Genomic DNA, 13,413 nt, shown 5'->3' with positions numbered 1-13,413 from the left:
ATGAAAATTGCGATATTTGCATCTGGCAATGGAAGTAACTTTCAATCGATTGCTGAAGCTATAAACGACGGGCAACTGGCTAGTGAAATAGGGTTTGTTTTTTGTGATAATTCTAGTGCTTTCGTAGTGGAAAGGGCAAGGAAATTGAACATTCCAATTATTGTATTTTCTCCGAAAGAATTTTGCTCAAAGACGGCATATGAGAAGGAAATATTGAAGCATTTGACTGAAAATAACATTCAACTGATTGTTCTAGCTGGCTACATGAGAATTGTTGGCTCGACATTGTTAGAAACTTTCAAAAATCGAATGATCAATATTCATCCCTCATTATTGCCACAATTTCCTGGACGTTATGGAATTAAAGAGGCTTTTGAAGCTAGAGTAAAAGAAACTGGAGTGACAATTCACTACGTAGATGACGGGGTTGATACGGGGCCGATAATTAAACAGGAAAAAGTTCCGATTAACGATAACGACACTTTAGAAATGGTGGAAGCGAAAATTCATCAAATAGAGCATCGCCTTTATCCAGAAGTATTAGACAAAATAATAAGTAAGAACAAGGAGTGGTTGTTAGATGGCAAAGAGACGAGCACTAATCAGTGTTTCCGATAAAACCGGAGTAGCTGACTTTGCAAAAGCATTAATTGCACATGAGATTGAAATTATTTCAACTGGAGGCACTAAAGGAATATTAGAAGCAGAAGGAGTCCCTACGCTTTCAATTGAAGAAATTACAGGGTTTCCTGAGATGATGGATGGCAGAGTAAAAACATTACATCCGAAGATTCATGGAGGTTTACTAGGTCGTAGAGATTTGGATACACATTTGGAAGCGATGAGTGAACATGACATTACACCGATTGATTTTGTTTGTGTCAACCTCTATCCTTTCAAAGAAACCATACAGAAAACAGAAGTTACGGAAGAAGAGGCCATTGAAAATATTGATATAGGTGGTCCTAGTATGTTGCGAAGTGCAGCAAAAAATTTTCAATCAGTCACAGTTGTTGTTGATCCACAAGATTATCAAGTAGTAATAAAAGAACTTTCTAAACAGCAAAGTACAACATTAGCAACTAGAAAAAAACTAGCGGCAAAAGTTTTTCGCCATACAGCTGCGTACGATGCACTGATTGCAAAGTACCTGACCGAAATTGTTCAAGAGGAAGAACCGGAGACCTTAACCCTAACTTACGATTTGAAACAAAATTTGCGCTATGGCGAAAATAGTCATCAAAAGGCTGTGTTTTACCAAGATGCCATACCAGTAGCGTTTTCAATTGCTAATGCCAAGCAATTACACGGGAAAGAATTGTCTTATAACAACATTAGAGATGCAGATGCAGCCATTCGAATTTCTAGAGAATTTGATGAGCCCGCTGTTGTAGCGGTAAAACATATGAATCCTTGTGGCATTGGGATTGGAGAAACTATATTTGAAGCGTATCAAAATGCTTATGAAGCAGATCCAGTTTCAATTTTTGGTGGAATTATTGTTTTAAATAGAGAAGTTGATCTAAAAACAGCTAAAAAAATGCATGAACTCTTTTTAGAGATAATTATTGCACCAGACTTTACAAAAGAAGCGTTAGAATTATTGACTAGGAAAAAGAATTTACGTGTAATGACGTTACCCTTTAGTCAGAAAAATAAAGCAAATGAACCAGAAAAAACAACCGTTTTAGGAGGTTTATTGATACAGAATCAAGATTTGATTTCTGAAAAAAGCGACAATTGGACAATAGTCACGAAAAGAAAACCAACCCCAGAAGAATTAACGGCGCTAACTTTTGCATGGAAAGCTGTAAAGCATGTTAAAAGTAATGCGATCGTTGTTGCTAATCAATATCAGACATTGGGCATCGGGGCAGGGCAGATGAATCGAGTAGGCTCAGTAGCACTGGCGATTCAGCAGGCAGGATATCGCATTCAAGAAACAGTACTAGCCAGTGATGCTTATTTTCCAATGAGTGACAGTGTAGAGTATGCGGCCAAACATGGAATTAGAGCAATTATTCAGCCGGGAGGGAGCATAAAAGATCAGGAATCTATAGAAATGGCAGATAAATATGATATTGCAATGCTCTTTACAGAGGTTCGACATTTTAGACATTGATAAACTAAACGAGGTGGATGTAAACTTATGGGATTGAAGATTTTAGTCATTGGGAGTGGCGGCAGAGAGCATGCTATTGCACAAAAATTTGTAGAGAGCCCTAAAGTATCTGCTGTTTATTGTGCTAAAGGAAACGCAGGTATGAAAAGAGATGGCATTCAATTAGTAGACATAGAAGAAACCGATCATGAAGCGTTAATTGAGTTCGCCCAAAAAATGCAGCTTGACTGGACTTTTGTTGGACCTGAAATACCATTGTTGAATGGTATTGTTGATGATTTTCAAAACGCAGGGTTATTAATTTTTGGCCCACTGCAATCAGCTGCATTAATAGAAGGTTCAAAAGATTTTGCCAAAGATCTTATGACAACGTATCAAATTCCGACAGCAAAGCATCAAACATTTTCTGATTTTGAACAGGCCCGAAAATATGTAATCGCTCAAGGTGCACCAATTGTTATCAAAGCTGATGGACTAGCCGCTGGTAAAGGCGTAGTAGTGGCTGAAACAGAAGCCGAAGCTATAAATGCGTTAAAAGAAATGTTACAGGAGCAGAAATTTGGTGATAGTGGGGCTAAAGTTGTTATTGAAGAATTTTTAGTTGGTGAGGAGTTTTCCTTATTAGCTTTCGTTCGTGGAACAGAAGTGTATCCAATGGTTATTGCTCAAGACCATAAGCGAGTTTACGACGAGGATTTAGGTCCGAATACTGGCGGCATGGGCGCTTACAGTCCTGTTCCACAAATATCTGAAAAGACAGTCTCAGAATCAATTCAGCGAGTTTTAACGCCTGCTGCTTACGGATTAGTAAATGAAGGGCGTTCTTTTACAGGAATTCTCTACGCAGGATTAATTGCGACTGAAAGTGGACCGAAAGTGATTGAATTTAATGCGCGATTTGGAGACCCTGAAACACAAGTAGTTCTCCAACGTTTAGATAGTGACTTAGCTGAAATAATTGACGATTTATTAAAAGGCAATCAGCCAATCATTCATTGGAAAAACGAAGGCTTTAGTCTAGGCGTCGTCGTTGCTGCTGAAGGCTATCCTGAAGCTTATAAAAAAGGTTCTAAGCTTCCTGATTTTGAACAGGTAAAAGGGCATCATATTTATTATGCTGGCGTAGAAGAAGTTGAGGGACAGTTGCTATCAAATGGAGGTCGTGTTTACTTGGTTGAAGCGACAGGCGAAACACTGGAAAAAGCACAAGAAAAAGTTTATCAAATTCTTAGTAAAGTAGATACTGTAGGAACTTTTTACCGAAAAGACATTGGCTATAAAGGAATAAAATAGAAGAATCCGAGAGAAAACGAATCTTTAGTTTTCTCTCGGATTCTATCTTTTAGTAAATGGTGCAAAGAGTCAATTTTTTCGGCAATTTCACAAAAAACGAAGACTTTACATTTTTTTCAATTACTCCAACCTAAACGACGTTAGTCTAAACCTCATTTATAATAAACACTCCTAACTAGAAAAGCTATTCTAAATCTGCGTTTGTAGATGATATTTCAGAGCTTCTTGATTTCGATGCTAACGTTTTTCTAGAAAAAGAGGTATCTGATAAAACGAGACCGAATAAAGATAAGACAATTCCTATAAAAGAAAGGATAGTTAAAGACTCTTTTAGAATCAACACTGAGGTTAAAACCGTAATAACAGGTACGAGATAAATATACATACTCGTCTTTACCGTTCCGAGGTCTCGAATAGCCAATCCCCAGGTGACAAAACAAATGGCAGATGCTCCCAAACCTAAGAAAAGCAAATTAAAGAAATTAATTGGTAAAAGAAGCTTTGCTGAAGTTACATTGAATCCAGAGAAAAGTAGAATAGGTATCATAAATGCCAAACCATAAAAAAAGATTCGACGGGTTGATTGAATAACATGGAAAGGAAATGAACTAACTTTTCTTGTTAGAACAGAATAGCAAGACCACAAAAAAGCAGCAAGAATACCTAAAAAGTCTCCCAATGGATTAAATTGAAATTGTTGCTGTCCATTAAAACTGATGAGGCAAACGCCTAACAACGAAAGAAGAAACCCTAAGAAAAAGCGTTGAGAAAGTTTTTCTTTTGCAAAAATCCACATCAAAATAGCGGTGAAAAAAGGTGACAAGGTAACAATTACACCGATGTTCGATGCTGATGAATAGGTTAAAGCAATGTTTTCTAGGTAAAAATACAAGGTAACACCGGATAAGCCGGCAAAAGCAAATGTCAAGTTCTGTTTTGCCGTCGTTTTCCCCATAGATTTTGGATAAATCAAATAGAGGAATAAGAATCCTAACAAGAAACGAATAAATAAAATTTCAATAGGGTCAAAATCCTTCAATAAAACTTTCGTTGAAATGAACGTTGTTCCCCAAATGAAAATAGTTATGATAGCTGCTAAATGACCCTTTGTTTCCTTGAAATAATGCAAAATAGCTCCTCCTTTTTTGTAAAACGAAATAATTCCTTTCTTATATTATAATAAAAAAATTCTATAAGAATTGAACAATATTGACAACAATTAAAATAATTACTAGCAGCAAGCTATTTCAAAAGCAAGAATATGGTATAATCGTTCCTAGAAAGAAGGGTTGAATAAAAAATGGTTAGGGGTAAAGAAAATGTTTCATCCGTTTCAAATGTAAAAAAATCGCCAATGGATATTTTTCATATGGCTAGAAAAAATAATAAAGCGGTCTATGTTTATGACAAAGAGGAAATTGCCGGTGTTATGTTGACGGTTGAACAATACGAGGATTTATTGCAACAGACGAAAAAAGCAGAAAATTCTTCAGAAAAAGTTGAAATAAATGAACTCAATCAAAAAATTAAAGATACTATACCAATGAATTCTATCATATCAGCTAAAAACTTAGATGAAAAGCTCAGTTCTTTAGGTTTTCAATCAAAGAAAAATACTGAAGAAGATTATGCATATCTAACAATGATGCTTGAAATAACTGAGACAGGGAAGATAGACTATTCACTAAAGAAAAAAGAAGATCGCAGAAATATTAGTGCAGAAGTTATTGGAGAACAAACCAATAAAATTCAAACATTTGATAAACTCTTAGTCAAGAAAATTCTCTTACGTGTAGAGTAAACTGGCAAATATACGAGCAACAAAAAAAGTTAAATAGATTTTTGGAAAACAAGTAGTTTAGGTTTAATTTACTTGCTCGGTCATTGAAAAAGCGATCTCTTTTGTCGCTCTTTTTTTTGACTAAAATTGCTGGAAATCTACCATGTTTTTACGGAAACGTTTAGGGAGATGTGACATTTGGCAGCGTTCATTTCTTCTTTCATCAATGGTTACAGCTTGTAAAAATGTTTGCCAATTGGTTTGAATTTCTTTTTCCAGACCAAGCGTTTCAAAATTAGGCTCTTCGATATTTTCAATAAATGAAATCTGCCCTTGTTCGATAATACCTAATAATTGATGTGTTTCATCGTAAATCATAATTGTTTCCAGTGGATAGCGTTCAGCAAAATGTGGACACAAATATGGAAGTGAGAAGTGCTTTGGTTGTATTTTACTATAAAGAAATTCTCCTACGTATTCAAATCTTACAAAACCCGTATATAGATGGACCTCGCTAAATAGCGATTTAAGTGATTTTTGTAAAGCTAGAATAGAAGGGTGTCCGAGGTAGTTCTCCACTAAGTCATTTGTATTCAAAGCAATTTCAATCGCATCCAGTAAAAAAACTTCCTTATTTTTTAAAGAACAATAGAAGCCATCGACAATAAATTGCAAATTTTCTTTGCGTAAACAAGCTTTTAATCGTTTGTTTATTTTGTTTGCCAAAGCTACGTCAGTTTCAATCCAACGACTTGGAAACAAGGATTGAATCGCTGTTTCGGGTGTTAAAATCGTTTCAGGAACATTCTTTTCTTTAAATGCATAGTAAACAATCATTAAAAAACCAATAAAACTACCATCATATTCCCAAGTAGCGCTTATTTTACGAATAGACATACGGTTTTTCCTTTCTTGTGAGAGACTCAAGTTTTTCTACATCAAATAATGAAAGCTGCTCTTGATGTGACTGCGTGTTTGCTTTCTTTAGAGTATCGTATTGCTTTGATGAAATTAGAGAGGCAATAATCCATTCGGGATCTTTTACTAAACCAGGTATCGTTGCCTTGTTGCAACAGACAAAATACTGTGCTCGTTTAATCACTACTCCTAGTTTTTTTAAATCCGATAAATGCAATTGGTAATACTTTCGAGCTTTGACAATATTTTGTGCACTTTTTGGTCCAATTCCAGGAATCCGAAGAAGTCGCTCATATGGAGCTGTTTGTACATCTACAGGAAATTGCTCATAATTTTGAACAGCCCAGTTAGCCTTAGGATCTAAATAAAGGTTAAAATTTGGTTTTTTTTCGTTAAGAATTTCATCTGCTGAAAAACGGTAAAATCGCAGTAGCCAATCTGCTTGATACAGGCGATGTTCGCGCAATAATGGTGGATCGCTTGTAATGGCAGGTAACAAAGAATCTTGATTTACTGGGATATAGGCAGAATAGTAAACACGTTTCAAGTCATATTTTTGATAAAGATTTTCAGCAATCTTCACAATAGAATAATCACTTTCAGGAGAAGCGCCAACTATCATTTGCGTCGATTGTCCGGCAGGAACAAAGGAAGGACCTCTTCGTACAGTTGGTAGATAACTAAGCTGTTTCTTTTTTTGAGTGATTTGTTTCATAGGTTTATATAAAGCAAAAGGATCTTTATCAGGCGCAAGTAATTGCAAACTTTCTCTGGAAGGAAGTTCGATATTGACACTCATTCTATCAGCAAGAAAACCAAGCTCTTCAATTAATTTTTCATCCGCTCCTGGTATCGCTTTTACATGAATATAGCCTTTGAACCCTTTCTCATGTCTTAAAATTTTTAACGTTTTAATTAATAACTCACAAGTATAGTCAACATTTTTGATAATTGCTGAGCTTAGAAATAATCCCTCAATATAGTTCCTCATATAAAAACCCATTGTTAAATCGGCAACCTCTTTAGGAGTAAAGGAAGCTCTTGGAATGCTATTTGATTTCCTATTGATACAATAATGACAATCAAAAATACAGGCATTTGTAAATAATAACTTTAAAAGGGAAACACACCTACCATCGCTAGTGAATGAATGGCAAATTCCAGCTGCAGCTGTACTGCCTACGGTCCCTTTCCTACTATTATTTTTGACCCCACTACTTGAACAAGAGACATCGTACTTTGCAGCCTCAGCAAGAATTTCAATTTTCTTAGAAAGTTCCATAATAGTATTCATCTCCTTAAAGAAAGAACATTTGTTCTTATTTTATCACAAGAACAAATGTTCGTCAAAGGAGGAACTTAGGTAAAAATAAAACTCGTAAAATTTATTTTTACGAGTGATAAAGAATTATTTTGTTTGTAAATCTAAGTATTGATCTAAATAGTCAGCTAAACCATCTTCTTCATTTGTTTTTTCTGTAATGTCGTTTGCCACAGACTTGATATGATCCGTTGCATTCTTCATGGCAACGCCCCAGCCAGCATATTCCAGCATTTCTTCATCGTTATGCTCATCACCGAAAGCTAGAATATCCGAACGTTTAACATTCAAATAGTTTGCTACTTGTTCAACACCTTTAGCTTTTTGAATCCCTTTTGAAACAATTTCCAAAATAGCTGTTGGCCCGCCCCAAGTTCGCACATCAACATATTCCCCATATTGTGAAGTCAGTGTATCAGAGACATATTTAGCTTTTTCTCTTGAAGTACGTACCATCATAGAAGTAGGATCAGATACTAAATTTTTAGTTGTTAAAAGATTCTTTTCGTTTGCTTCAGAAGCGAAAAATGCAGCATCAAAATAGTCAAAATTATCAATATAGAAAGTCTCTTTATTTTCAGCTGCCACAAAATCTAAGTTCAACGCTTGTTTCTGTGCTAGAATATCAAAAACAAGATCTCGCTGAATTCGCGACTCTGTTTCTTCTGCCCATTGTTTATTTGGAATATGAACTAATGCCCCGTTAAAATTTACCATAGGTGTGGTTAATCCTAGTTGTTGATAAAATTGATCACTCATTCGGTATGGACGGCCTGTAACGATACTTACATAATGACCGTTATTCATCGCATTTTTCAACACTTTTTCAGTTCGTGGGCTAATCAATGATTTAGTGTTTAAGGTTGTTCCATCTAAATCAATAGCTATCAATTTTTTCAAAAAATCCCCCCTGTCACATTTCTTTTACCTAGTCTAGCACAAAAAAAGGGATTATCAAGTTTTAAAAGTTGTTTTTTAAAAAAAGAGCTCTATGTTAAACTTAATTTATAAAATTAGGCGAAAGAATAGAGAACCTGTCATTTGTTCCTTTTTTATTTTATTGAATTTAAAGGTGGTAATTTGTATGGACAAGCAAAAGTGTTGGGTGATTCGAGTGTTTACAGGATGTTACTGTTTTTATATGTTTTATTTTGCTTCTGATTTTCAATTCATGGCATTAAACGTATTTTTGGCTTATCTTCCAATAGAGATAAGTTTTCATAGGAAGCAGGGAAAAACTTTCTATTTAACAAGTTTTCTTTGGCTCCTATTTTATCCGAATGCTCCTTATCTATTAACCGATTTTTTTCATCTAGAAGTATTATCAATTTATCAAAAAAATAGTCAGATATTTTCCTCATCATTACAAGATTGGTGGGCGTTTTGTTTACTTGTTGTCGGGATTGTTCCTTATTATTTTTGGGGCGTTCAATCAATGCTTTCTGTTATCATGGAATGGAAAAGAAGTAGCTCTATTTTGAAAAACACCTCAAGTATTTTTTTAATAGGGGGAATTCATTTGTTAGCTAGTTTAGCTATTTATGTTGGTCGATTTCAACGGTTGCATAGTGTTTATCTTTTTACAAGACCAATTGAGACAATCCAGTTTATTTTTTTTGAGTGGACAGTGAATAAACTTGTTTTTATAGCGATGTTTACTGCCTTGCAAAGTGTGCTGCTATTCTTGGTTTTTGGAAGGAATATAGAAAAAGGAAAAAGTAGTATTGACAGCGCTTTAAACCATTGGTAATCTTGTGATGAGTACAGGGTAGTTATTATGATGAAAAGAGGCAAAAAGATGAAAAAGTGGAAACAATCACTAAAGAGCACAATGGTATTTTTTTTATTTGCTAGTGGAATGGGTGTCGGGGCAACCATTTTCCCAATTAATGTAAAAGCTGAGGACCTAGTTAATGGTCAAGAGGCAACGCTTGCTGCCGAGAATGTGTCGGTAAAAGGCAACCAAATACCTATCCAAATTCTGGGCATTAATGATTTTCATGGCGCATTGAGTACAACAGGTTCTTTTTATACTGATGCAGGAGTCAAAGTGGAAAAGGCAGGATCAGCGGCTTTATTAAGCAGTTACCTCAATCGAGCTGAAAAAACTTTTGCTGAGAATAATATCGGTGGACAGACAATTCGCGTTCACTCTGGAGACATGGTAGGAGCTAGTCCTGCGAATTCCGCGTTACTACAAGATGAACCGACTGTTAACGTATTAAATCAGATGAATTTTACTATCGGAACTTTAGGCAATCATGAATTTGATGAAGGGCTAGGAGAGTTTAACCGTATCATGACTGCTGGCGCACCAACTAAAGATCCCTATGGTATTTTAGCAAGTTATCCAAGAGAAGCTTCCAAAGCAGAAATAGTCATTGGGAATGTAGTAAAAAAAGGGACAAAAGACATTCCTTATGGTTGGCAACCATATACAATCAAAGAATTTGGTGAAGGGGAACAAAAAGTAAAAATTGGTTTTATTGGAGTCGTAACAACTGAAATTCCTAACTTAGTTTTAAGAGAACATTATGAAGGATATGACTTTTTAGATGAAGCAACAACGATTGCTAAGTACTCTAAGGCATTAAGAGAAGAACAAGGAGTGAATGCTATTGTTGTGTTGGCCCATATTCCGGCAGTTAGCAAACAGCAACAAGTAAGTGGGGATGCCGCTGAAATTTTAGCGAAAGTGAATACGCTAGATCCAGATAATAGTGTTGATGCTTTGTTCGCAGGACACAATCACCAATATACTAATGGTGTAGTCAACAAAACTCGAGTGGTTCAGTCTACTTCTCAAGGAAAAGGGTATGTAGATCTCCAAGGGAAAATAGATGTGGCCACGAAAGATTTTGTCGAAACTCCGACGGCAGAAGTGTTACCTGTTTCTCCAGTAAATGCTCCCGCTCCAGATGGAAATGTTGGGACTATCGTTAAGGATGCTGATGATCGTGTGATAAGTGTTACAAGTAAAAAAATTGGAATCAGTAAAGAAAATGGAAATATTTCAAGGGAAGTAAATGAGTTTAAGGAGTCCGCACTGGGTAACTTAATTACAGATGGACAAATTGCAATGGCAAAAGCCAAAGGAATAAATGTTGATTTTGCTATGACGAATAATGGCGGAGTTCGGGCAGATTTACTTGTTAATGAAAATAGAGAAATTACTTGGGGGGCGGCTCAAGCTGTACAACCTTTTGGTAATATCATGCAAATCGTCGAAATGACGGGTGCACAAATTGAACAAGTATTAAACGAACAATACGATCAAGAAGAAAAATACTTTTTACAATTATCTGGTTTAGCTTATACTTTCATTGAAAATGCAGATGCTGCACAACCATTTAAAGTAGTTGAAATGAAAAAGACAGATGGCTCACCTATTCTTAAAGATCAAAAATACCGCGTAGTAATCAATGACTTTCTATTTGGTGGTGGTGATGGTTTCTCTGGGTTTGTTGGGGCAAAATTAATAGATGCGATGCAACCCGACACCGAAACATTTATCAATTATATTGAATCAAAAACAGCAAAAGGCGAAGAAATTACAGCCAAAATAGAAGGTAGAAAAGCAAAATATACAGAGGAAACGGGTGGTAGTACTACTGAAATAAACGAAGGTGAAGAGTTAATAAAAAAAGCGACAACTTTTGACCCGTTGTATGTAGGGAATGAATATTTAACAGGTGTAACGATTCCAAATGGAAAGCTAAGCGTGATAAAAGAAACGACTGAAAACAGCTCTGTAAAAGCCGTAGCGACAGAAGAACCAGTTGTTGAACAAGCTGCGAATGATGGTAAATTTAAACTGAATATCCGTTCTTTTGACTTAAAAGAAGGAGAGAAATTGGTTGTTACGATTACAGATTCAAATCAAAATTCAGTTACTTTCCCGGTAACAGTATTAAAAGCTGTTTCCGAAAGTTCTAGTACCACTCAAACTACGATTCAAACCTCTTCATCTAGTAAAGATAAAAATAAGTTACCCAAAACAGGTGAATCAAATCAAGGAATTGCCTATTTTGGAATAGTATTGATTGCTTCAACCTTTGTAGTTTGGGAATTTAAGAAAAACAAAGTCATTAAGTAAATAATCTTAAAATGGAAAAGCTTGCTATATTTTTGATAGCAAGCTTTTTTTCGTTCCTTAAAAGACGAACATTAAAAGTATTTTTTATGTTTAAAGTTAATAATTTGTTGAATATACGAAAGGACTGACGTATAATTTGTAGGTACTTGGCTAGTAAAAGACGATATTATTCTATTTTTTATAACAAACTTCCAAGTCATCGCTGTTTTATAGGTTATAGTAGAAAATTAAGGAGTAGTATTTTTATTTAAACCCATTAAAAACAGGAAAAAGTAAGCATAGTAAATTATTTTAAGGAGTGTATGAACAAAATGGAGAAGTTTTTTAAACTGAAAGAGAACAAAACATCAGTTTCGATTGAGATGATGGCTGGGGTGACAACCTTTTTTGCAATGAGTTATATATTATTCGTTAATCCTTCCATTTTATCTGAAACAGGCATGCCTTTTCAGGCTGTGTTCCTTGCAACGATTATTGCATCTATTATCGGTACACTAATCATGGGACTTTTCGCTAATGTCCCTTACGCTCAAGCACCAGGGATGGGCTTAAATGCCTTTTTCACCTTCACCGTTGTTTTTGGTTTAGGTTATTCTTGGCAAGAAGCGTTAGCTATGGTTTTCATTTGTGGACTAATTAACATTTTAATTACAGTAACTAAAATTCGTAAATTAATTATTAAAGCTATACCAGAGAGTTTGCAGCATGCAATTGGTGGTGGGATTGGTATTTTCGTAGCATATGTTGGCATAAAAAATGCTGGTTTACTGACGTTTACGGTTCAAGATAAACTGGTTGAAGGTACTGTCAATGGAAATAGTATTGTTCCTGCTTTGGGGAATTTTAACAATCCAGAGATTATTTTAGCCGTAATCGGTTTAGTGATTACCACTGTCTTAGTTGTTTTGAATATCCGTGGTGCAATTTTATTAGGAATCGTTTCAACAACCATCATAGCCATTTTGATGGGAGTTGTTGATACTTCAGCAATTGATTGGCAAACAAATTCACTAAGCAATTCATTTAATGCTTTAGGAACAACTTTTGGTGCTGCTTTCGGTAAAAATGGGATGCAATCTCTATTTAGTGATAGTTCAAAAATTCCCCAAGTACTAATGACAATTATTGCCTTTAGTTTGTCGGATACTTTTGATACTATTGGAACATTTATCGGTACTGGTCGCCGTACAGGCATCTTCTCGAAAGAGGATGAACTAGCATTGGAAGACAGCAAAGGGTTCAAAACAAAAATGGATAAAGCGTTATTTGCAGATGCAGTAGCAACGTCTATTGGTGCAATTTTTGGTACGTCTAATACCACTACTTATGTAGAAAGTGCTGCTGGAATTGGTGCAGGTGGACGTACAGGATTAACTTCAGTAGTTGTTGCAGCATTATTTGCCTTAAGTAGCCTATTTTCACCGCTGATTGCAATTGTGCCAGCCCAAGCAACGGCTCCAGCTTTGATTTTAGTTGGGGTAATGATGATGGCCTCATTCAAAGATATAAATTGGCCTGACTTAGAAGAAGCTGTACCAGCATTTTTTGCCTCAATCTTTATGGGGTTGTGCTACAGCATTTCTTACGGGATTGCTGCAGGGTTCATTTTTTATGCGATTGTAAAAGTTGCTAAAGGAAAAATAAATGAAGTGTCTCCGATTCTTTGGGTAGTTAATATTTTGTTCATTCTGAATTTTATTATTTTAGCAATTTTGTAGTAGAGAACTTATAAATTTTAAAAACTATTCTTTTCTAAGCGACAGCCTTGTTGTGAGAGAAAGAATAGTTTTTTTGAATAGAAAAATATTTTTATCTCTAATTTTCCTATTCTAACAAGCTTAGAATGATTTTTTATCGTAAGATTTTTTGAGAGTTTGCCAAAT

General features: G+C 35.4%; 11 protein-coding genes. 7 read left to right on the top strand and 4 right to left on the bottom strand.

From position 1 onward, the window contains the following. Genes purN through purD form a run of 3 tightly spaced genes read left to right on the top strand, consistent with a single transcriptional unit; the run spans position 1 to position 3,415 of the window. Positions 1 to 618, top strand: coding sequence for a phosphoribosylglycinamide formyltransferase (purN, locus tag BCR26_RS04175; RefSeq protein ID WP_069697718.1), 618 nt, complete (start codon positions 1 to 3; stop codon positions 616 to 618). Continuing rightward, on the top strand, positions 581 to 2,122 hold the full coding sequence (gene purH, locus BCR26_RS04170; RefSeq protein WP_069697717.1) for a bifunctional phosphoribosylaminoimidazolecarboxamide formyltransferase/IMP cyclohydrolase: 1,542 nt from the start codon (positions 581 to 583) through the stop codon (positions 2,120 to 2,122). The genes purN and purH overlap by 38 nt, the downstream gene beginning before the upstream one ends. A gap of 27 nt (positions 2,123 to 2,149) precedes the next feature. After that, positions 2,150 to 3,415 carry a phosphoribosylamine--glycine ligase gene (purD, locus tag BCR26_RS04165; protein WP_209591826.1) on the top strand — a complete coding sequence of 422 codons (1,266 nt, stop codon included), beginning with the start codon at positions 2,150 to 2,152 and terminating at the stop codon, positions 3,413 to 3,415. Positions 3,416 to 3,599: 184 nt separating this feature from the next. On the opposite strand, the gene BCR26_RS04160 is transcribed toward purD, so the two are convergent. Beyond that, on the bottom strand, positions 3,600 to 4,544 hold the full coding sequence (locus BCR26_RS04160; RefSeq protein WP_069697716.1) for a DMT family transporter: 945 nt from the start codon (positions 4,542 to 4,544) through the stop codon (positions 3,600 to 3,602). A gap of 171 nt (positions 4,545 to 4,715) precedes the next feature. On the opposite strand from BCR26_RS04160, the gene BCR26_RS04155 reads away from it, so the two are divergent. Further along, on the top strand, positions 4,716 to 5,216 hold the full coding sequence (locus BCR26_RS04155; protein ID WP_069697715.1) for a prevent-host-death protein: 501 nt from the start codon (positions 4,716 to 4,718) through the stop codon (positions 5,214 to 5,216). A gap of 120 nt (positions 5,217 to 5,336) precedes the next feature. Here the strand turns inward: BCR26_RS04155 and BCR26_RS04150 are convergent, their stop codons facing one another. The 3 genes from BCR26_RS04150 to BCR26_RS04140 all read right to left on the bottom strand — a co-directional run bounded on the left by BCR26_RS04150 (position 5,337) and on the right by BCR26_RS04140 (position 8,334). Next, complete coding sequence (locus BCR26_RS04150) at positions 5,337 to 6,092, bottom strand: TIGR03915 family putative DNA repair protein (protein WP_069697714.1); 756 nt, start codon at positions 6,090 to 6,092, stop codon at positions 5,337 to 5,339. Next, positions 6,079 to 7,395, bottom strand: coding sequence for a putative DNA modification/repair radical SAM protein (locus BCR26_RS04145; RefSeq protein ID WP_069697713.1), 1,317 nt, complete (start codon positions 7,393 to 7,395; stop codon positions 6,079 to 6,081). The genes BCR26_RS04150 and BCR26_RS04145 overlap by 14 nt, the downstream gene beginning before the upstream one ends. A gap of 126 nt (positions 7,396 to 7,521) precedes the next feature. Further along, complete coding sequence (locus BCR26_RS04140; RefSeq protein ID WP_069697712.1) at positions 7,522 to 8,334, bottom strand: Cof-type HAD-IIB family hydrolase; 813 nt, start codon at positions 8,332 to 8,334, stop codon at positions 7,522 to 7,524. 184 nt (positions 8,335 to 8,518) lie between these two features. Between BCR26_RS04140 and BCR26_RS04135 the strand changes: the two genes are divergently transcribed. From BCR26_RS04135 to BCR26_RS04125, 3 genes are all read left to right on the top strand, one after another. After that, complete coding sequence (locus tag BCR26_RS04135) at positions 8,519 to 9,184, top strand: DUF1361 domain-containing protein (RefSeq protein ID WP_084387012.1); 666 nt, start codon at positions 8,519 to 8,521, stop codon at positions 9,182 to 9,184. 81 nt (positions 9,185 to 9,265) lie between these two features. Beyond that, a complete protein-coding gene (locus BCR26_RS04130) occupies positions 9,266 to 11,530 on the top strand; it encodes a bifunctional metallophosphatase/5'-nucleotidase (protein WP_245676910.1) in 2,265 nt (754 codons plus the stop codon). Between the two features lie 311 nt (positions 11,531 to 11,841). Continuing rightward, positions 11,842 to 13,248: an NCS2 family permease gene (locus BCR26_RS04125; RefSeq protein ID WP_069697710.1), complete on the top strand. Its 1,407-nt coding sequence runs from the start codon at positions 11,842 to 11,844 to the stop codon at positions 13,246 to 13,248. Positions 13,249 to 13,413: the final 165 nt, after the last annotated feature.

The organism is Enterococcus rivorum, from assembly GCF_001742285.1.
Taxonomy (GTDB): Bacteria; Bacillota; Bacilli; order Lactobacillales; family Enterococcaceae; genus Enterococcus_L; species Enterococcus_L rivorum.
This window is presented reverse-complemented; position numbering and strand designations above follow the sequence as displayed.